Annotated in this window: 7 protein-coding genes and 1 pseudogene; 2 read left to right on the top strand and 6 right to left on the bottom strand. The window is 67.2% G+C overall.

Features of this window, described 5'->3' with window-relative positions:
- Positions 1-2: 2 nt before the first annotated feature.
- A pseudogene (locus ACIOC0_RS03430) lies at positions 3-907 on the bottom strand (universal stress protein).
- Positions 908-1294: 387 nt separating this feature from the next.
- Between ACIOC0_RS03430 and ACIOC0_RS03425 the strand changes: the two are divergent.
- Positions 1295-3007, top strand: coding sequence for a SulP family inorganic anion transporter (locus ACIOC0_RS03425; RefSeq protein WP_402151816.1), 1713 nt, complete (start codon positions 1295-1297; stop codon positions 3005-3007).
- Positions 3008-4140: 1133 nt separating this feature from the next.
- Here ACIOC0_RS03425 and ACIOC0_RS03420 read toward each other — a convergent pair.
- The 4 genes from ACIOC0_RS03420 to cas7u are packed head-to-tail and all read right to left on the bottom strand — an operon-like array spanning position 4141 to position 10812.
- Positions 4141-5178 carry a hypothetical protein gene (locus ACIOC0_RS03420; RefSeq protein ID WP_402151813.1) on the bottom strand — a complete coding sequence of 346 codons (1038 nt, stop codon included), beginning with the start codon at positions 5176-5178 and terminating at the stop codon, positions 4141-4143.
- On the bottom strand, positions 5175-8210 hold the full coding sequence (cas3u, locus tag ACIOC0_RS03415; RefSeq protein WP_402151810.1) for a type I-U CRISPR-associated helicase/endonuclease Cas3: 3036 nt from the start codon (positions 8208-8210) through the stop codon (positions 5175-5177). The genes ACIOC0_RS03420 and cas3u overlap by 4 nt, the downstream gene beginning before the upstream one ends.
- Positions 8207-9658 (bottom strand): type I-U CRISPR-associated protein Csb2, encoded by a 1452-nt coding sequence (gene csb2 / locus ACIOC0_RS03410; protein WP_402151807.1) that lies wholly within the window; start codon positions 9656-9658, stop codon positions 8207-8209. Before csb2 ends, cas3u begins: the two co-directional genes overlap by 4 nt.
- Before the next feature lie 23 nt (positions 9659-9681).
- On the bottom strand, positions 9682-10812 hold the full coding sequence (gene cas7u / locus ACIOC0_RS03405; protein ID WP_402153177.1) for a type I-U CRISPR-associated RAMP protein Csb1/Cas7u: 1131 nt from the start codon (positions 10810-10812) through the stop codon (positions 9682-9684).
- A gap of 7418 nt (positions 10813-18230) precedes the next feature.
- On the opposite strand from cas7u, the gene ACIOC0_RS03400 reads away from it, so the two are divergent.
- Positions 18231-20315 (top strand): SpoIIE family protein phosphatase, encoded by a 2085-nt coding sequence (locus ACIOC0_RS03400; RefSeq protein WP_402151804.1) that lies wholly within the window; start codon positions 18231-18233, stop codon positions 20313-20315.
- A 285-nt stretch (positions 20316-20600) separates the two neighbouring features.
- On the opposite strand, the gene ACIOC0_RS03395 is transcribed toward ACIOC0_RS03400, so the two are convergent.
- Positions 20601-22007: a short-chain fatty acyl-CoA regulator family protein gene (locus ACIOC0_RS03395; protein WP_402151801.1), complete on the bottom strand. Its 1407-nt coding sequence runs from the start codon at positions 22005-22007 to the stop codon at positions 20601-20603.
- Between the last annotated feature and the right edge of the window lie 193 nt (positions 22008-22200).

Raw genomic sequence — 22200 nt, 5'->3', positions numbered from 1 at the left:
GTTCAGTCGTGCGCGACAACGGCGACGGGGGCGGTTGCGTGGTGCAGTACCGCGTGCGTGACGGGCCCGATGTGGGCACCGATCGGGCTGCGCCGGATCCGGCGGCCGACGACGACCAGCGACGCCTCGCGGGAGGCGTCGATGACGTGGTTGGCGGGGCTGCCGAGGCGGGACTCCTCGACGACCCCGACGTCCGGGTACTTCTGCCGCCAGGGGCTCAGGACCCTGGCCAGGGCGGCGGCGTCCTGTCGGCCCAGCTCCACGCCTACCTCGGGGGCGGCAGGCAGGCTGGAGACGTAGTAGGGCGGCAGGATCCAGCCGTGCACGACCTTCAGCACGGTGCCACGGCGGGCGGCCTCCTCGAACGCGAAAGCGATCACCGCGTCATCGGGGTGGTCGGTGTCGAGGCCGAGCACCACGGGCCGGTACGCGGTGGCGGCGGACGGGATGCCGGCGGGGTCCTTCTCGTGCTCGTCGGCGGCCTGTTCGCCGGATCGCACGAGGACGACGGGGGTGTCGGTGTGCGCGATCACGGACATACCCACGGACCCGACGAGGAACCCTCCGATACCGCTCAGCCCACGGGAGCCGAGGACCAGCAGCTCAGCGTCTTTCGACGCCTTCGCCAACGCGTCCGCCGGCCCGCCGAAGATCTGCTCCATGGCCACGTCCACACCGGGTGATGCAGGCGGAGTCCCTCAGCCACCTCGCGCGGAATTCGCTCGCTCCAATGCTGCTGCGTCTCAGCACCCAGGAGCGGGGCCTGCGCGATGGGCTCCGGAACCGGCTGCCAGACGTGCACGAGCTTCAGCGGCAGGTCGCGCAGCTTCGCCTCTCGGACCGCCCACTCGGCGGCGGCACGGCTCTCGAGCGAGCCGTCGAGGCCCACGGTGACGGTGCGGGACATTGATGTCCACCTCCTGAATCGGGGTTACGGTCCCAGGGTGGTGGCGAGGGAACGGAGCGATGCAGAGACCGCAGGTCCCCTGTCGAGGACCGATAGGCCCCATGGGGCCGACAGCTGTATTCACCATCGCGGCGTCCGGCGACGCCGATCGACGACGGAGCGGGACGTGCGAGCGGAGCGAAGTCACGCGGTGGCGTCCAGGCGCCCAGCCGCGGTCGGAGCGCTCGTGCTCGTGCGCGGTCTGTTCCCCGAGGAAGTGTTGGCGCCCCCTGCCCGCCATGTCGACCAGCAGCGCTGTGCCGGCAGAAGATGCCTCGCGGGCCGTTCGGCATCTCGCGGCCGGCCAGAAGCCCGGAGGATGCTGAGTCCTTCGCCCCAAGGAGGATCATGTCCCAGAGCTCGGCCGACCGTGCTCCACTATGGCGCCGTCTGCTGCCCGGACTCGGCACGCTGCTCGGCTATCGGCGCTCGTGGCTGAGAGGCGACGTCCTGGCCGGAGTCACGGTGGCCGCGTATCTCGTGCCTCAGGTGATGGCGTACGCGGGGGTGGCCGGCCTGCCGCCGGTCGCCGGGCTGTGGGCGATCCTGCCCGCGCTCGCCCTGTACGCCTTGCTCGGCTCCTCCCGCCTGCTTTCGGTCGGCCCGGAGTCGACGACTGCGCTGATGACGGCGACGGTGGTCGGGCCGCTCGCCGCCGGAGATCCGAGCCGGTACGCGACGCTGGCGGCGACCCTCGCGATCGCGGTCGGCTTGCTGTGCGCGCTGGCATGGGCGACGCGGCTCGGATTCGTCGCGGATCTGCTGTCCCGGCCGGTGTTGATCGGGTATCTGGCGGGCGTGGCGCTGATCATGATTGTGGACCAGGTTCCCAAACTCACCGGTGTCCCGACGACGGGCTCGGCCTTCTTCGCCCAACTGTGGTCCTTCGTGCGGCACCTGTCACACGTCCACGTGGCCACGGCCCTGTTCGCCCTGGTGGCGCTCGGCGTCCTCTTCATGGTGGCCCGCTTCCACCGCGACGTTCCCGGCCCCTTCCTGGTCGTGGTCTTCGCCACGGCGGCCGTATCCCTGTTCGATCTCGACGACCGATACGGCATCAAGGTGATCGGCGAGGTCCCGTCGGGCCTGCCCGCCGTGGCCCTGCCGGACCTGACCGAACTGCCGCGCCTGATCCTCCCCGCCTTGGGCCTCCTCCTGGTCGGCTACACCGACTTCATCCTCACCGCACGGGCCTTCACCACGGGCGATGACAAGGGTTCCGGGCTCGACGCCAACCAGGAGTTCCTCGCTCTGGGCGCGGCCAACCTCGGCGCGGGCACGCTGCACGGATTCCCGGTCAGCAGCAGCGCCAGCCGAACCGCGCTCGCCTCATCAGCAGGCGGGCACAGCCAGGCGTACGCACTGGTGGCCGGCGCGGCCGTCCTCACGGTCCTGCTCTTCCTGAGTCCGCTGCTCTCCCGCACGCCCACGGCGATCCTCGGGGCGCTCGTCGTCTACGCGGCCGTCCGCATGATCGACCTGACAGGCTTCCGGCGACTGGCATCCTTTCGCCGCCGGGAACTCCTGCTGGCGCTCGGCTGCCTGGCCGGGGTTCTCGCCTTGGACATCCTGTACGGCGTGCTGGTCGCCGTCGGCCTGTCCGTGGCCGAACTGCTCACCCGGGTGGCCCGCCCGCACGACGCCGTCCAGGGCCTGGTCCCCGGTGTGGCCGGCATGCACGACATCGACGACTACCCCCGGGCCCGCACCGTCCCTGGCCTGCTCGTCTACCGCTACGACTCCCCGCTGTTCTTCGCCAACGCCGAGAACTTCCGCCGCCGGGCCCTGGCCGCCGTGGACGAACAGACCGAACCGGTCCGCTGGTTCGTCCTCAACACCGAGGCCAACGTGGAGGTCGACATCACCGCCCTGGACGCGGTCGAGGAACTGCGCCGCGAACTCGCCCAGCGCGGCATCGTCTTCGCCCTGGCACGCGTCAAGCAGGACCTGCTGGACGACCTGACGGCGTACGGCCTGGCGGAGTCCGTCGGCCGCGAACGGATCTTTCCCACTCTGCCGACGGCGGTGGCCGCATACCGGAAGTGGAAGCTGAATCAGTAGACCGCCCCGAAACCCATCTCCCTCAGCGTGCGGCTTGCGCAGCGCCTGGCGATCACGTCGCCGCCGGCCCTCGCCCGGAACGGCTGCCACGGACAGAGCCGACAGTCGGTCGCCCCGGTACCGTGCGGCCCTGCGACGGTGCGGGTTGTGGGACCACCCGTTTCTACGGCGCGATGTTCCACGACCGGCCGGAACTGCTCGACAACGCGCTCTCCAGCCCCAACCCGCGGCTGGGGTCAACGCATAGAGCCTCCACCGATCCCGGAGCGGTTCAATCAGCCCCAAGATGTCCGAGTTCAACGGAGTGCAGTCAGCACCAAGTCAGCACGTGGGGGTGAGCACAGGTGATGATGTGGGCTTTCGGTCAGCACCAAGCCAGCACGGGAGTCAGCACCGCACCGTCAAATCACCCTGAACTGCGCGTCCCGGACGGCACTCGTCTCGACCAACATCGCTCCCCTGAACCGCCTTTCCACCAGTCGGCATGGTGGCCGCACGCATAGCGAACCCTCGAACTATGTTGCCCCGCCACATGTGCGCCTGACCTGCGGCTTCCTACGGTATGGCGACACACAACCGTCCCCGCCAACCGCCTGGAAGTGGTGCCGATGACCTCCCCCGCGACCGCTCCCCCACCCCCCGCCAACCTCAAGCGCATCGTCACCGCCAGCCTCATCGGCACCACCATCGAGTGGTACGACAACTCATTCAATCGGGGCTAGGACCTGCGGTTTTCTATGATTCCGGCCCGCGAAGTCAGCACGGAACCAGCACGGGGTTTCTGACGTGCTGACTCCGTGCTGGCCGACCTGCGTCGCAGCGCGCTCCATTGCCCCGACGGCATCCACACCTGGTTACTCAATGTTACCGAGAGTCTGAGCCGACAGGGGTGCGTCAACCGCCCGAAGAGGGACAACGCCATGCGATCGAAGCAGGCGAGGTACCTCACGACGCGGTGACTTCGTCCTCCTGCCCTTCCAGGCAGGGCGGCTGGATCACCACGACGATGGCCGGTGAGCCGTCAGCCGGGCGGGATCCGCACGCTCACTCGCGGTAGTTGTACCGTCGGGTGGCGCGGTTTTCCATGCGACTGAGCACAGCAATCCTTTGGGTCTACACCGTCGAGCCGCTGGTTAGGGCCAAAGCACCTGTCCGGGCTCGAAGGGACCGTAGGAGTTGCTGAGTTTGGTCCGAGAAGCCGAGCAGATGCCAATCAGACCGAGGTTGGCGAGGGATTCACCGAAGCGGGCGGGATTTTCAGCGCGCACGAGTGGGTGTTCCAGCAGTGCCCTGATTGATGTTCTGGAGAGCGCCGATGTCCAGACTGGCCAGATGAGAGCAGGTAGGTCCCCGGAGGTGTCCCATGCGGTTGTGGCGCTCCTCGTGGTGTCCCCGGTGAGGCGGAAGGTGGCAAAGGCGTGCAAGGCGAGCCAGGTCGCCCCTGGGACACCCTGCTGGGAAGGCTTGCCGTCACCGGTCATGGAAGCATCACCGGTCGACCGGTGGTCGAGGTTCGCACCGGTGTAGTCGGGCACTCGTATCCATCCCGTGAGTGCCGCACTGATGTGGGCGCCTTGACGGCGGCACTGCTCGGCGGCCTTGACCCAGTTATTGGCGAGGGTCATCTGACCGGACGCCGCGAAGAGGGGTGTTGATTCCGTATACCAGACGGGCCCTTGAGCGGTCACAGCACTGGCAGCCGCGGCGGCACCCCGTTGTTCCTGTTGTGGCTCGTCCTTGGATTTTTTAGCGGGAGTGACGCAGAGCTGATTGACCAATGCCGCGAACCACCGCGCGCGGGGGTCGTTTTCGAGACGCTCCGCCGTTGCGAAATCGCGCAGCAGCCGGTGTGCCTGTTCGATGGGCATACGCAGGGCGTCGTTGGGTGCCCCGGGGCTCGTGTCCCGAGGCAGTCCGAGGATGCCCGGTGCTGCGGGCAGCGGCTCCTTCGCTGGTTCCCCCGGAAGGAAGCCGGCCAGTAGTTCAGCCAACTGGGTGAGGGTCACAGACTGATCGGTGTGCAGGACCGCTGGCGCGGCGAGCCCGCGCCAGGACAGGCGGACTGCCTGGCCGAGGGCCGCCTCCGCAAGTTCCAGTACGCCAAGAGCGGCGAGGAATCCGAGCGGGTCGTCGCTGTGCAGAGCCGGAAGCTCTAGTTGGTGCGTGTTCAACTGCCCTCCTCGGAGACTGACATGTCGGCGAGCCGGACAATGGTCTCCAGCATTGCGGTGCCCCACGGGCCGTATCGGTCCATCAGAGCGGCGAAGCGGTCGGGGCCGTCCCAGTCGACCCCCATGACTGAGCTGGACACGGTGACCTGCTGGCCGTCGGGCATGGTGCACTCGACTTCGACGGGATCTGGATCAGGCACGGGCGGAAGCAAGGGGCGGCCACGACCGTGATGGGCCGCGACAAGGTGGGTGATCAAGTTCGTGTCCAGCCCGATGGCCATCGGAGGATCGTTGTTGAGCCACCGCTGGACGGCCGCAGCGCTGAGGGCTTCGTGCCGCAAGCCTAGATTCCAGCCGGCCAAGCGTGCGGCTGTCCGCCGCCCGACGAGGTCAGCGGGGTCCATGCCGGACTTCGCGAGTGGTTCCGGCAGGGATTCGGCGAGCAGATCGTCGCCTCCGCACAGCATGGTCTGGAAGCGTGGGTGTTGCTTGCCGCAGTCGTGGGCTTGTCCCGCGATCTCCGTCGCGGCAATGGCTGGCTGAGGCAGTCCAACACGCTGGGCGAAGTCGGCGGCACGGGCGCCGACAGCCTTGCCATGCTGAGCCAGCCCGACAACCCGGGTCAGTGAGCTGGAGTCAGCTTCCTCGTCTCCTACTCCAGGGACACTTTCTAGAAGGCCGTTCGGCACGCGCGGGGGGATCAGCATCAGGTGCAAGCCATCGGACGCGGTGCTGATCACTACATGTCCCCCTCCAGGGCGAGCCGATGCAGACTGCTCCCACTGCGCGACACTGCCTCGCAGGAGGACCAGTCGGCCGAGCAGGCGCTGGGTGAAACGGTCGGTTCCGGTCGGTTCCGGTAGCTCTGTGGGCAGCAGGTCGATGACAGCGGTGAGTAGATCGCGCACGACCTCAGTGGTGGGTTCCTGGTCGTCACCAGACTGCAGACGCCCGATAGCGTCACCGAGAAGTCCTCGCAACTTGGCCGCCTGGTCTGCTCGGCCCGTCAGGCTGGTGACGACGTCAGCGTCCAAGCGTGTGGGTGCAAGTGCGTCTCCAAGCGAGAAGTCGCCGAGATCCGGCACCACTGCTGTGCCCGCAACACCTGTCCAGCCGAACGCATCGTGGCCACCGACTGCGGAGGGAAGGACAACAGTGCAACCGGGCCGAACCTCCCCAGGAGTCAGCGCCGGCGCCCAGTCACCTGGCCCGTCCCAGCGCAAAGCGGGAAGCACTTGAGACCGCGCCATGCCGCGCTTGCTTGGTGCCAGCTCGGGGTCGGGAGCACCCTCAAGGTCGCCGCATGCGTCGGCATCGGCTTGGCGTACCAAGAATCGACGCAGGCGGTGGATAGGCACCGCAACGGCTTCACCCGGGTGAGGCGGGGTTTGGGCCAGCCGCGCTGCCCAAACCTCCCAGAGAGGTGCGGTGCCGTCCTCCCAGGGAAGATCAGCTCTCCAGAGCACCTGCACGTCTGCCGGGGAGGCGTCCATGCCATGGAGGAAAGGGGCCGGAACCTGATCGGGCACCGGAGCAGGGTCAGTGCGAGCCCACGATTCGAGCACCGTCCGGTGCACGACCGGGATGCGCGGGCTCGGCGCGGTCAAGGCCGAGATGTCGATGTCGGCCCTCAGTGCGGGGAGAGTAGAAGGGTTGAGCAGCAGGCCACTTGTAAGGGCTTGCTCCAGTTCTTCCGTAGCCCCGGGCTGGTCCAGAACGAGGGTATGGGAGGCAAGCCAGTGCCAGGTGTGGGCGACGGCTTCCCCGTAGACGGGGATGGTCCGGTCGTCATCCGGCGCGTGGCTCCTGACGAGGACGGCCGGTGCCAGGGCGAGATCACCGGTGCGATCCAAGCGGCCCAGACGCTGGAGCACGGCATCCCATGCGGCAGCCTCGATACACATGCCAGCCACACTGACATCGAGGCCAACTTCGATTGTCTGGGTTGCCACGACGATCAACGGCCGGGCCCGGTGGGGGTCGACTCCGTTGAGCAGTTCCGAAAGGGGGCCCTCGACGAGGTTTGTGCGTTCTCCGTCCCGGCAGCGTCCGGTCAGCAGAAGTACGTCCAGGTCGTCTCGGGCTGACAAGGCCTGGAAGGCGGCGCGGGCGGAGGCGATCGTGTTGGCCACCACGGCCACTACAGGGCGCTCGATGTGAGGAAGAAGCGCGTTCACTGCGGTGGTGGCGCCATGGGCGAATGCATCGGTGGGGAACTTAGCCCATGTGGAGACATCGAGCAGGGTCACTCGGCGGTTGGCATGCAGGCGTCTTCCTGCCACAGGGTGAGCACGGTCTTCCGGCCCCACGCCCAGACGCGGCCTGCCGGAGTCGTCGGCTGTGGCGGAAAGACTGACCACCTTCAATGCTCGGGCAGCGAAGTAGGGATCGGCTGCGGTGGCCTGGTACGCGGCGCAGTCGCGGGCCGTGGTGAGCAGTGCTTGCGACAGGTGCGCTTCATCGAGAGCCAGCAGCGCATCGAAGCCGGTCAAGGAGGCATCAATGGGGCGCATCCGCGGTGTCGTGTGGTAGCCGCGGAACAGCAGTCGGCTGCCGTATTGGTCGACCGTGCTGACCACCACGGCGGGCTGTGCTGTGCTGCGTAGCCAGCGGGACGCCCAGTCCACACCGCCGCGCATGCGGACCACGCTGAGCGGCTCGTCGCCCCCACCCAGCTGTGACAGCGCATCGGCGACACGTCCGCACACGGTCCCCGGCTCGGCCTGTCGGAGGACATCAGCGAGACGCTCGGCATGCTCGTGGGCCTGGTCGACCACCAAGCGACGATCAACGGCGAAGAAAAGGCGCAGCGGTATCGTGCGATCGCTGCCCTGGGCCGCCTGCCAGGCCAGGAGGAAGACCCAGATGTCGATGAGCGACGTCTTGCCCAACGCCGTGGGCACATCGAGGTCTGGCCAGTCCGCTCCGGCAGCGACCGCCCGCAGATACGCCTCCTGCCAGGGAAACGGGAGGTAGCCGAAGGCTTCGCGGACGAAGGCGGGGAACTCGTCGAGACCGATGGGGTCGCTCATGAGACGGTCTCCGTCACGGTAGAGGCCGGCAGGCACAGGCCCAGACCGAACGTCTTCTTGCTCCCGAGCACTACCGGCCCGCTCAGCGGACGCGCGAAGTGCAGCCGTACATGGCAGCTTGGCAGGGGCGGTTCTCCCGCCTTACGGCGCAGCTGGTGGCTGGCGAGGTCCCGTGTGCCAGGCAGCAGTCCACCTTGGCGGACCACCTCTACCCGCTCCGGCACCGGTAGACCGGCCATACGGCAGCTCTTGACGACGGAGTCGTCCAGTCCCCGGCCGCCCCGCTTAGGAAAGTGGTCGAGGACCATCGGCAGTGCCGTGGTCCACACCCGAGACGGCCGTGTCCAGTTGTGGGGTTGCACCGTCTTCAGCACGGAGGCCGCTGGTTTGACGTACGTCAGGTTCAGCGGAGGACCCATCTTGGGTACGGCCAACTTGCGTAGACCACCGTCGAAGTGGAGTAGAACGCCGAGCAGCGCTCGCCTGTGCAGCACGGGGAGGTCATGCGGCAGGGCGATGGCCACGCCTCGCAGCATGCCGTCCGCGTGGGTGTGTCCGACGAAGGGCAATCCCAGGTAGGCGCACAACCGCCCTTGATCGTTCTTGTCCTTGTGTCCATGCACCTGTGGCATCGCACGCACGTCGTGGCCGGCCTTCTCCAACCTGCTCATCACCGCAGCCCGAAGTGCGGCTGTGACCGCGAGGGTAAAGCCGGGGTCCACGGCGATGCCGGGCGAGAAGGCGAACGTCACCAAGTCCCGGTATGGACCTCGGTCCTGCCCGGCCTCTGCGGGAGACTCACTGCCGAGCACTCGGTAGCGCAGTGATTGGGCTTGTTGCCAGGCGGGCTGCTGGGCGTCGAACGCGGTCCGCAGCCGCTGCAGGTATCCGGCGTAAGGCACCCGCAGCGTGCTTCCCGTCTTCACCGGATCGGTCGGCTGGAGCGGCTGCCACTCCACGAATTCTGGGTCCCCTGCACCCTGGTCCTCACGCGCGGGCGAGTTCTGGGTGCTGAGCAGGGCGTGACCGGTGGCACGCCCGAAGTACGGCACCCGGCCAGCGATGGCTTCCAACACCACCCGCACACTCTGCGGCGGCTCCACCTCCCACACGAACGCCACTTCAGGATGGCGAAGTACGCGCTGTGGCCAACTCTTCGGGGAACCGCCGTTCGTCCGGCCCGGCAACACGGCATGGCTGGGCTCCTTCACCACAGCGTTCGTCGGCACCCAGGCGTTCCGTGCAGTCACCGCCTCCGCCGTTTGCGCCGGTACCCGGATCAGAGGAGCGGGCTGGGTCTCCAGCCAACGCAAAGCCGCCTCCTCCACCGGATCATCGCGATCAGCGACGGACACCAACGCGCAGAACAACCGAGCCGGGTGCGGCGGCCACTCGGCTCGTCCAGGCTGTGACCCCGACGCCTGATACAGCGGCTCCAGCAGGTGCACTCGTACAGTGAACGGCACGACCGCTACTCGCTCTCTGCCTCACCGATTCCGGTCACCTCGAATGACCGGCGGATCGCCTCTTGCAGGCCAGAGGCCGGCTGCAACTCGACCGGCCTCTTGGGCCACTCGACTCCGGCCGCTTCCGCCCGCGCCACCGCTACCTCGAAGAGCGCGCGCGCCTGCTCCGGCGTCGCGAGCTCCAACGGCTCCGTGGACGGGCGGCCGTCCACGCCGCGGCCCACCCACTCGATGCGCTCGGACACCAGCATCAGATCGCAGCCGGACCGCAGGCGGATCACCGGCGCCGCGAACGCCAACCGATCCCCGAGCAGCGCGATCGCCCCCACAAGCGCCCGTCCTGCCGCACAGAATTCCGGGCTGGCATCGCCGAAGCGGAGGCTCGCCAGCTGGGCCATGCTCAGCGTCGCTGTGCGCTGCACAGCCTTGACCACAACCCCGCCCGCTCCCTCGGACGGCGGGATCATCCCGTGCCCCAGCTCCGAGAGCTTCGCCTGCGACTTGTCTTTCGCTTTTTTCGCACCGTCGGTGAACTGCCAGCCGGACGCGGTGACCTGCACGACTTCGCCGGGTAGGTTCAACGGATCCATCCGACCCGCTGCCCGCTTGCCGGCCAGCGGGGCTACCCCCACCATCTCTGAGGAGTACGCGCGGGGGATCTTCACCTGGATCCGGCGCTTGCGGTGGGAGTCCCACACCCCGTACACCAAGTCACTCGGTACCCAGCGGAGGTAGGCGCGCAGGTCCCGGGCGCTGGCCGCCTGTAGTCCGGTGCCGGCTTCGGTCTTGTCGAACGGCTGGCTCTCGGCGTCCACGGCGTCGCGGAAGTAGGCGTCCCGGGATCGGTGAGGCGCTTCCAGGCTCGTCATCCGCACGCCCACACCTGCTGCCTGCGTGCTCAGCGCCAAGTGGGGGATGAAGGTCTCCTCGCGCTCGATCGCGGAGAGAAGCGCGGTCTCGCACCGGTTCGCCTGCGACTGCCGCTGGTCCAGCAGCACTACGTCCGTTTGCTGCCCGTCCACCCAACGTGGCTCCACCAAGTATCCAGCCGCGTCCGTGGCCTTCACCTTCACAGTCGGCGGGAAGATCGGTGATCCTGGGCCGCCCACGGGTTCGTACTCGGCCACCACTCGCACTGCCCCGTCCCCCGACTGCAAGCTCGCCGCAGCCCGCAGCCGCTCGTACAACGCCTCCACAACCCCTCCTCGGATCCCGAACAATCAGGTAGCGAGGATTGAAGCACCCGGCACTGACAATCCATCACTGAACTGGTGAGTAGGCGCGGTTCGACTCTCATAGGGCACCGGAAGGACATAGGGTGTGCCGGAGACCATTGCCCGCTCGGTGGCATGGAGTCCCCCCGCATCCCGACATGCGGCACCATTACGCCGACTATGAAGAACGCAACGGCCAGCGGTACGTGAAGGCGCCCCCGCAGCCCATGGCTGCGGCACCATTACGGGTACATCGAGTTACCGCGCTGCTATAACGTCGTGGACAGATCTCCGCAGCCGGAGGCTGCGGCACCCGTAGCGACCAGCGCCTGACCATCAGTGGATGGCTGAGGTCGTGCCTCTCCGCAGCCCACAGTGCGGCCCCCAGTAGTCGAGCAGCGGTGCGATAGTCGTGCCGGCCTCTCCGCAGTCCACCGGCTGCGGCACGCCGTCGCTCCGCAGTCCTCGGCTGCCCTCCATTGTCGCCCGCAGGCGAACATCGGCAACGTGCTGGAGTACCAGTACCTCTCCACGCTCCACGGGTGCGGCCCCATTGCGGCAGCTGGATCGGACCGATCATGCCAACGCCGAGCCGCTACTTCTCCGTGGCGCACCGCTGCGGCACCATTGCGGCACGTTCACGCTCTTCCGCCTGGCCGAGAGCGGCGGTGTCTCCTCAGCCCACCGCTGCGGCATCATTACGGCATCAACACCCGCATGATCGAGGGCGTCAAGTACGCCGCGCAGCTCCGTAGCCCTCGGCTGCGGCACCATTGCGATGTGATCTGCGTATGGAACCGGGAGGTCAGCCACCAGCGTCTCCGCAGCTACAACTACGGCCCCATTACGGCTCCCAGACTCGCACGAGATCGATGCGGTCGAGCGTCTCTGCAGCCCCTGGCTGCAGCATCATTGCGGCACTGCAAACGGTGCTTTGAACCTCATCAAGGCGTCAAAGCGTCTCCGCAGCCCACGTTGCGGCACCATCGCGGCCCCGACCTCCTCGGCAATTTCTGGGAGGGCTTCTGGCGTCTCCGCAGCCCCGGCTGCGGCACCATCGCGGCCACAGGCCGAAATGTGCCAGCACACCGGTGGCGATGTGCCTCCGCAGCTCACGCGCTGCGGCACCATTGCGGCTTGTCACCAAAGATGGCCAGAGCGGCGCCGACATCGGCGTCTCCGCAGTCCCCAGTCTGCGGCACCATTGCGGCCCCCAGTAGTCGAACAGCGGTGCCATAGTTGTGCCAGCCCCTCCGCAGCCCAGGTTGCGGCACCATTGCGGCCACGCGCACATCACGCCCGGTGCATGGGCTAACTACGCGTCTCCGTAGCCTCTGGCTGCGGCACCGCGGCGGCCACGACGTCACCATCGGCAGTGTGACCACGTGGAAGCGTCTCCGCTGCCAACTGCGGCGGCACCATTGCGGCGCCTGCTGGTAAATCCACTGCCACGTTGTGCCGAAAAGCGTCTCCGCAGTCCCAATGCGGCACCATCACGGCCCTGAGATCAACGGTCTGACCGACGGTGTCATGGCGGTATGTTCCGCAGCACTTAGCTGCGGCCCAATTGCGACACGTCCAGCCGCTTGGCCTCCGGGGTCACCTCCAGATGTCTCCGCAGCCCAGCTACTGCGGCCCCGTTGCGGCTCCTTCTCTTCCTTGCGGGCGTTCTCCATGTCCGCAAATCTTTCCGCAGCCCCAGACTGCGGCACCATTGCGACCCGTTCTGCCGTGCGACGATCCCTTACTCGAAGCGCCTCCGCAGCCCATGGCTGCGGCACAGTTACGGCACCCGCAGGGTGCCGGCTCGCACCGGTGACAACTCCTGTGTCTCCGCAGTTCCAAAGCTGCGGCGCCATTGCGGAACTTTGTCGATCTCGATCTCAAACAGGTTCGGGCAGGGACGCCGTAGCGCGAAGCTACGGGACCATTGCGGCCAGCAGGACGGCTCGATGCTGTACGTCGACTTCGAGGTGTCTCCGCAGTCCACGGGCTGCGGCACCATGCCGGCGACTACACCACCGAGGCTCCCCCGCTCTACGTCCCCGAGTGTCCCCGCGGCCCAAGGCTGCGGCACCATTGCGGTGGCCTGGGCGCCCAGCTCTATGATCACGAGAACGTAGGTCTCCGCAGCCGCCAGCTGCGGCACCATTTGACGGCCTCCGAGCCGCGATGACCTCGACGGTGTCCAGGAGTGTCTCCGCAGCCATCGAAGCTTCGGCACCATTATGGCCAGGAGGGCCAAAGCACCCACACCAAGTGGCAGCGGCGTCTCCGCAGTTCCAAGGCTGCGGCATCATTGCGGCCAGACCTCGACGATGCCTCTGTTGTAGACAGTTTCGCGTCTCCGCAGCCCGAGGCTGCGGCACCAATGCGACGCTCTGACCTCGCCCCCAGTGCCTGGCCGTCGGCGTGTCCCCGCAGCCCGCCGCTGCGGCACCATGGCGGCATGATCGGTATCACGCAGGCAGGTGCAGGGCACACTGCGTCTCCGCAGTCTCCGGGCTGCGGCCCCATTGCGGCTTCGTGCCGTTTCCGATCGTCCGAGCCATACCGCCAGTCCCCTCCGCAGTTCATGACTGCGGCCCCATTGCGGCGAAGATCGCGTGAACCTGAAGCGCGCAGCTGAGCAGTGTCCCCGCAGCCCCAGGCTGCGGCACCATTGCGGAACGGCCAATGGCGCATCGAATGTGATCAACGCCAGCGGCACCTCCGCACTCTCAAGCTGCGGCACCATTACGGCGCGCCGAAGTTCACGACGGTCACGTCACCTTGATGCAACATCTCCGCATTTTCTGCGGCACCATTGCGGTATCTGCCCCAGACCCACGCAGCCAATGTCGTTGACTAGTTTTCCGAGGCTGACGGCTGTGGCGCCAACGCGACTTGATGCCTTCGAGGTCGAGCAGCCTGGTTCCGAGTTTCTCCGTAGCCCCCGCTGCGGCACCATTACGGCCCGGTCTTGTCGACGGCGATCACACGCACGTATCGGGCGTCTCCGCAGCCTGGAACTGCGGCACTATTGCGGCAGCTGGATCGGACCGACAATGCCGACACCGAGTCGCTACCTCTCCACAGCCCCTAGCTGCGGCACCAGCGTGGCTACGTCGAGTTCCCGCACTGCGACAAGGCCGCGGAGGTGTTTCCGCATCACGGCTGCGGCATCATTATGGCTTGTGGCCATCGAGGATGTGCGCAACCTCAGCGACCGGTGCTCCGCAGCTCTGGGCCGCGGCACCACGGCCCAGAGCCAGACCAGTAGGCCAAGGAAGTGTCTCCGCAGTCGGCGGCTGCGGCACCATTGTGACTCTTCGACGTCGAGGGAGTAGAGCACGGGGAAACCAACGTCTCCACAGCCCACGGTTGCGGCACCATTACGGGTACGTCGATTTCCCGCGCTGCAATAACGCCTTGGACGTATCTCCGCAGTCCTCGGCTGCGGCATCATTGTGGCCCGTCACGCCCCTCTACAGGAAACAGCAGCGGTTGCGTCTCCGCAGCCTGGAACTGCGGCACCATTGCGACGACACGAAGACCGTCGGTCGCGTCGATTTCGACGTGTGTCCCGCAGCTCTTGACTGCAGGACCATCGCTGCCCCTTTTAGTCTCGGTTGTCTCCTGTGGCCCATACACCGTCTCCGCAGTCCACAGCTGCGGCACCACCGGGGCAACACGCCGTTCAGCATCATGTTTGTCATCGGCGAGGAGCGCCTCCGCGCCCGCCGGCTGTGGCACCACCATGGCATGACTCGGACGGTGTCAGTGGCCTTGAGGTGATAGAGATCTCTGCAGCCGCCCAGGGGCTGCAGACCCATTGCGGCTACCTGATCGGTGACCGGCAGGCCATGCAAGGTCGAGCGTCTCCGCAGCCCCTGGCTGCGGCATCATTGCGGCGTCCAAACGCGGACCGGATCGTCCTGCCAACCGTGGATGTGTCCGCAGCGCAAAGCTGCGGCACCATTGCGGCACGGCCAACGGTGCTCCGAACCTCATCAAGGCATGAGAGCATCTCTGCAGCCTGGGCTGCGGCATTATTGCGGCTCGACTTGGTACATGCCATCCGTGAGGTTCTGGATGTGTCGCCGCGGCTCACAACTGCGGCGCCATTGCGGTATCGAGGGCCGCGAAGGGCTGCCCGCTCTGACCGAGGTGTCTCCGCAGCCTGCGGTTGCGGCACCATTGCGGTACCTTCTCGATCTCGGTCTCGAACAGGGCTGGGCAGGGATATCCGCAGCGTGGAGCTGCGGCATCATTCCGACTGGATCGTCAGCTAATTGCCCGGTGTTGGCCAGTGCATCTCCGCAGCTCACCGCTGCGGCACCATTGTGGTGTCATGAGCGTCCAGATCGGCTCTAGCCGGCCCGCGTTTTCCACAGCCCACGGCTGCGGCACCTTTGCGGCTAGTTCGGCCACGACCAGGCGTCGATGGCGACGCGCGTCTCCGCAGCCCTGCTGCGGCACCATGACGGCAGCTGGATCGGACCGATCATGCCGACGCCGAGTCGCTTCCCCCTCCGCAGCCCACAGCTGCGGCACCATTGCGGCGACCAGTGAATGGCACATCATCCCCACGACATCTCGCGTCTGCCGGCCCAAGGCTGCGGCACCATTGCGGCTGGTACATGCCGGACTGAGTTTCCTCGGCGATGGCCAGTATCTCCGCAGTCCTCGGCTGCGGCACCATTGCGGCACGATGCGGTACTGGAACGTCCCCTGGCTGTTGCCGTGTCTCCGCAGCCAGCGGCTGCGGCGCCATTGCGGTGGCAGCATGATCGCCTACTGAGGTGAGAAAGACGCAGCTTCGTCCGTAGCCCGAGGCTGCGGCACCATTACGGCTAGAGAACGGGGACGGCGGTCTGTCAGACGTTCACCGCACCTCTCCGCAGCCCACGGCTGCGGCACCATTACGGCTGGCAGAAGCACTGGCTCGACACGATCTTGGCGGTCGCGTTCTCCGCAGCGCCCTGCTGCGGCATCATTGCGGCAATCTTGAAAGTGGTGTCGATCTGACTGGGTCGCTTCCGCTCCGCAGCCTACCGGCTGCGGCACTATTCGGGCGGCATCCGGGTCGCGATGACCTGGACGGAGTCCAGGTGTGTCTCCGCAGTCCACGGCGCCAGCTGCGGAGCCTGGTGAAGTTCGAGTGCCCGAAGTCCTCTTCGAAGAGGCTTACCTTGCCGGCCAGCACGGCGGCGCCCGCCGCCTCAGCTGCCTCAGATGCCTCAGCTGCCTCCACCAGCTCTTCTCCCGGCACGCCGGCGCTGTCAGCCAACGTCACAGCCTCCGTGCGACTCAACGGAGCGACGCATCGGCACGCGCCGAAAGCCTCGGCCAGCACAGACGTCAGCACCACCGGATAGTCGGCCGTCCGGCAGGCCATGAGGAACCGAACCCGGCTGGTATCCCGGCCGTTCAGCGACTTTCTCAACCACCTGGACAGACGCGGCAGAAGTGGACTCTCGTCGGCCTGGTCCAGGGCTACTGTCAGCACTCCAGCACCCCCGGCGGCGTCTCCTTCCGAAGGCAAGGAGACAAGATGGCATCCAAGCTCCTCCTGATAGGAGTGCTCGGTGAGATCCCACCTGTCACCCAAAGGCATGCATCGGAGTCTCCGCTACAGGTGCCGAAAGCACGGGGCAACTCATTGGTGAGCTGCTTCAGGACGGAAGTCTTACCAGCGCCCGGCTCTCCCAGCACGACCATGGCCCCTGCCGCCGCGACTACACCGAGCACAGGCCGGGCTGCGAAGGATCAGCGACCCGATCGACGGGACCACCGACTGCCTCTACGGATGTCCGGGCTGAGCGGTCAGTGGGGCCACGACCGAGAGGGACAGCGGCCAGCCGCTCGTCGGCGTGGTCATTGCGCCCGGCCTCGGACTGCTGGCCGGAGCCCAGGCCAGTACCCGCACGGCCGTCGCAGGGCCAGCCACGACCTCTCCCGCGCCCAGTGGAGGCGGTGCAACGGTCCGAAAGCTCCTGGTTCAACGCAGCGTAGTCAGCACCAAGTCAGCCCGGGAGGGTTGAAGACAGGTGATGACATGGGCTTTTAGTCAGCACCGAACCAGCACGGGAGTCAGCACCGCACCGCCAAATCATCCCGAACCTCGCCTCGATCGGGGCTAGGACCTGCGGATATGCCACCTCAGCGGCCTGAAAGTCTGCAACCAACCAGCACGGGAACTCACCGGTGCTGAGTGGGCAGCATTCGAGGGCTCGACGCAGCGTCAGGGAAGGCATATTGGACGACCAGCGGCTCTCACACTGTGTAGTCAACGTCTCGACTCGCGGGCGATCGTTCCCAGCCCCGTCGGAAGCGGTACGCAAGCCAGCGGCGCCGATGTATGCAGGCCCCGTGGAGCGAAGGGCCGCGTGCTGCTGCGCACGTGGGAACCGGGTATTTCCAGAAGTGGCCGGAGTACAGAGAGCAGGATGGCGTCGAGTTCCCCATGCGTGTCCACCTGGCCTGGGAACTGCCGAAAGACAAGCAGCGCGGCCTGAAAGCCCGCTGCGCCGAGTCACTTACGAGCTGGGCCCGATCGTCCAGGCCAGCCGACGCGGTACGGCCAAGAACGGGAACGCTGTGCGCGTCTACGTGTACGCCGACCACGGGGAACCGGCCCTGACTGCTGGCGGCTCCCTCAACAAGGAGACCGGGGTGATCACCCGCACCTGCCCATGGGCGCCGAACCGGCCGAGCCCTGTGGACGTGCTACCTCACCGACGCCGACTGGGAGCTGGACGACAAGTACGCCGACTTCTTCTATGACCTGTCCGTGCAAAGGGCCACGTCCCGGGTCCGGTCGGATGGTGAAGTTCTCGACCGGCTCGATCTGATGGTGGACTTGATCCCTCTCTTCCACGTCAGCAACAGCATTCCCGCCGTTAATGAGCACTGAGGTAAGCCGACGATCGCCACCATCCTTCAGGCGCTCGATGAGCTGTCCGCCACGGACACCGACAGCTCTGGTGCTTCGGCGATGACCGGCTCCGATCATTGGCCTTGCGGTGCCAGGCTGCTCATCGGCCGTGCCAAGCGACTCCAGCAGGCAGGGCACGGGGGAGTCGCTTGGCACGTCGGCTGATGTGGGGACCGCACACCTCGCCGGAGTCCTTTCGGGTACTCCCGAAGCCAGACCGTGACCTACCAGGGTGCGCCGCTGATTCCAGGCAGTGCTCACGACGAATGAAAAGAGAGCGGAGCCGTCCTGCTCCAATGCGTGCGCGGAAGGCCGCTCCAGGGAGACCATGGAAGCCGAAGCACTCCGTAGGTACGGGGCAGGGCCACGGGCTGGCGCGAGTGGAGGCCCTGGTGGTCCGGCGCATGGAAGGGGTGCCCGTGTGAGCGCAGCCGATGGGCGTCCGGGTGGCACCGGCCAGCCGGAGGGGCGATCGTCACAGCCGAGTGGGCTGATGGATCTTCTCGGCGTCGCTGCGGTGCTCTTGGACGCCGATGGGCGGATCGATCTGTGGAGCCCGGAGGCCGAGGACCTGTTCGGCTACACCGCCGAGGAGGCGCTCGGACAGTACGCAGCGCCGCTGCTCGTTCACGAGCAGCAATGGGACCAGATGATCAAGCTGTTCGCCGAGGTCATGGCCACCGGGGAGAGGTGGGCCGGGGCCTTCCCCATCCAGCACAAGGACGGCAGCACTCGCTTGGTGGAGTTCCGCAACATGCGGCTGCTGGACCGCCTCGGTGACTTCTACGCCCTTGGTCTGGCCACCGACAGCTCAAAGCTCCGGGAGGTCGAGAGGGACCTCGCCCTGTCCACCCGGCTGATCTCCCAGTCGCCCATCGGGCTGGCGATTCTCGATACCCAATTGCGGTACGTCGCCGTCAACCCCGCTCTGGAGCGGATGCACGGCATTCCCGCGGAAGCCCATCTGGGCCGGCACTATCGCGAGATCATGACCTCGGCGAAGTTCGAGGGGCCGGAGGCCGGGATGTGGCAGGTCCTCGAGACCGGGGTCCCCATGGTCGACGAGTACACCATCGTCGGCCACACCCCCGCCGACCCGAACGTGCACGCCTGGTCGATCTCGCTGTACCGGCTGGACGACCCCCAGGGGCGGGTCCTCGGGGTGGCCGACCTGGTGGTGGACGTCACCGACCGTTACCAGGCAGCCACGGAGGCTGCCGAGGCCCGCCATCGTCTGGCCTTGATCGTCGACGGCTCTGCCCGCATAGGCACCACCCTGGAAGTGGAACAGACCGCCCGGGAGCTGGCCGGCGTCACCGTTCCGGAGCTCGCCGACATGGCCACGGTCGACGTCCTCGACTCCGTCCTCCACGAGCCCCGTCTGCCCTTGAGCGACGGTCCCGCGCTCTTCCGCGCCCTCGCAGTGCAGGCCGCCTATGCCACCGAAGCCGTCCGGTCCGCCGACCCGCCCGGGCAGATCGCTGCTTACGACGCCGACCGCCTGCCCACCGAATGCGTACGCACCGGCCGGCCGATCCTGATCTCCCACGTGGATGACACCGCCATGGCCCGCATCGCCCGCGACGACCGCGCCGCCACGCTGCTGGCCCGTGCCGGCGTGCACTCCTACATGCTGCTCCCGCTCACCGCCCGCGGTCAGATCCTCGGCATACTGGGGCTGAGCCGCGCCCGTAACCCACAGCCCTTCGACGAGGACGACCTCGCCCTCGCCGGTGAGCTAGCCTCCCGCGCCGCGGTGTGCATCGACAACGCCCGCTCCCATCAGACGGTGCGCAATACGGCCGAGACCCTTCAGCGCAGCCTGCTTCCTGACCCCCCGCCGCACCTCCCGGGCCTGGAAGTCGCCTCCCGGTACCGGCCTGCACAGGCGGCCTACGAGGTCGGTGGCGACTGGTACGACGTCCTCCCGCTCGACGGCGACAAGACCGTGCTGGTCGTGGGAGACGTCATGGGCAGTGGTATCGACGCCGCCGTCACCATGGGCCGCCTGCGCACCGGCACCAGCGACTTCGCCGACCTCGACCTGGACCCCGCCGAGGTCCTCCACCACCTCGACAAGATCACCTCAGGGCTTGAGCAGTACATAGCCACCTGCGTCTACGCCGTCTACGATCCGCACCGCGCGGAGTGCCACATCTCCGTCGCCGGCCATCTGCCGCCCGTCCTGGTGCGCAATGGCGAACTTCCGGTACTGCTCGACCTTCCGACCGGCACCCCGCTCGGGGTCGGCGGCGTGCCCTTCGTGACCACGACCATCCCCGTCGGCGCTGGTGATCGGCTGGTCCTGTACACCGACGGCCTCGTCGAGGTCCGTCATCACCCCATCGACGAACGCCTCAACACCCTCCTGAGCCTGCTTGACACACCTGACCCCACCCTAGACGACACCTGCGACCGACTCCTTCACGAACTCCGGCTTCCCGCCGACCCGGACGATGTCGCCGTGCTCATCGCACGCATGCAACCCTTCGCGCCCGACTCATGAAATTCGGCAGGTCCGGCCGGGCGCTACACCGATCATCGGCGCGGGGGCGCACCCGTGGGTGGTTCTTGCGTGACGCGCCCCTCGTTTCCCGGGACGGCCGATCCACCGGATTCTCGGCGCCTCCTCCCCAGGCGACGAATCCAACAAGCCCGAGCAGTTGAAGGAGCGGCGACCGCAGCTGTTCGGCCAGTCCCGGGAGACCACGCCGTCCGCTCCGGGCGGGTCCACGCCGGCGACGGGCCGTGTCGGCGACCAGTACCAAGGAGGAGATGAGAGCCGACGAGGTCAGCTCATGTGCTGTGTCACGGGGTACGGCACGAAGGTGCTGGCGTTCTGGTCGATCCGGAGTGAGTGGCCCAGGGGCGGTGCGGCACGCTGCGGGCAGTCGAGGCGCTCGCAGACGCGGCAGCCCATGCCGATCGGTGTGGCGGCGGAGGCGCTGGTGAGGTCGAGGCCGTCGGAATAGACGAGACGGTGGGCGTGGCGGATCTCGCAGCCGAGCCCGATGGCGAAGGTCTTGCCGGGTTCGCCCCAGCCGCCGCGGTGCCGGGTGACGGCTCGCGCGGTCCACAGGTAGCGCTGGCCGTCGGGCATTTCGGCGATCTGGACGTGGATGCGGCCGGGGGCCGCGAACGCCTCGTAGATGTTCCACAGCGGGCAGGTGCCGCCGGCGCGGGAGAAGTGGAAGCCGGTGGCCGACTGGCGCTTGGACATATTGCCGGCGCGGTCGACGCGGACGAAGGAGAAGGGCACACCTCGCAGGCGGGGGCGCTGGAGGGTGCTCAGGCGGTGGCAGACCGTCTCGTAGCCCAGGCCGTAGCGGTCGGTGAGGCGCTCGATGTCGTAACGCACCTCCTCCGCGGCCGCGTGGAAGGCACCGTACGGCAGGATGAGGGCCGCCGCGAAGTAGTTGGCGATGCCGATGCGAGCCAGGCGGTGAGCCGGTGAGCCGGCCTCGAAGTCCTCGGCGGCCTGACGGTCCAGTTCCTCGCCGTACTCGAGCAGGGCGAGCTGCGTAGCCATCCGGAAGGCTCGCTGACCGGGGCGCAGGCGATTGGACATACGGAGTGTGCGGGTGGCTTCGTCGTAGCGGTGGAGGTGGTCGCCGGCGTCGGCCGAGAGGTGGATGCTGTGCCTCTTGGTAAGGCGGTTCGTCAGGGCCTGTACGACCTCGCCGGGTCGGATGCCTGCTTCCTCAGCCAACCGCTCGGCCGCGAGGTCGGTGTCGTGGAGGTAGTTCTGGCGGCGGTAGAAGAAGTCACGGATCTCCTCGTGGGGTGAGCGGGGTGTCTCCCCAGCGGGGTCGCGGCCGTCGGTTGTGCCGGTCAGGCGCTCGGTCAGCAGTTGGTTACGGCGGCCCAGATCGAGGAGGACCTGCGCGACCTCAGGCAGCCGCGAAGCCAGTTCGGCGAGATCTGAAGAGGAGATGCGGGCGTTGACGATGTCGCGCGTCAGCGCCTCGCGCAGGTCGGCGACGAGGCGGGTCGTGTCGCGTTCCGAGAAGAAGCCCGGGTCGACGCCGAACGTCTCCGTCAACCTCAGCAGAACAGGCACGGTGAGCGGACGGGAATCGTGCTCCATCTGGTTGAGGTAGCTCGGGGAGATGCCCAGGACGCGGGCGAGTTCCGCCTGGCTCATGCGGCGCTCTTCGCGCAGCCGCCGCAGGCGCGCTCCCGCGTAGGTCTTGCCCACCGTGATCCTCCCTGTCCGGTACCTCGCGAGTGTAGGCCAAACAGCGCCATCGACCCCCTTCGCAAAGTTAGCAAAAAGCGGCGGGAAGATTTGCAGAAGTTGGCAGGCATCCATAGTTGATGGCACTGAGTGCCAGTGACAGAGTTCCAGTGCGGCCCGCCGGACCTCGGCAGGCACCGCCTGATCCGGAACT

Source organism: Streptomyces sp. NPDC088254 (assembly GCF_044740925.1).
Lineage (GTDB): Bacteria > Actinomycetota > Actinomycetes > Streptomycetales > Streptomycetaceae > Streptomyces.
Note: the sequence above shows the minus strand (reverse complement) of the source record. Positions and strands in the feature narration are given on the sequence as shown.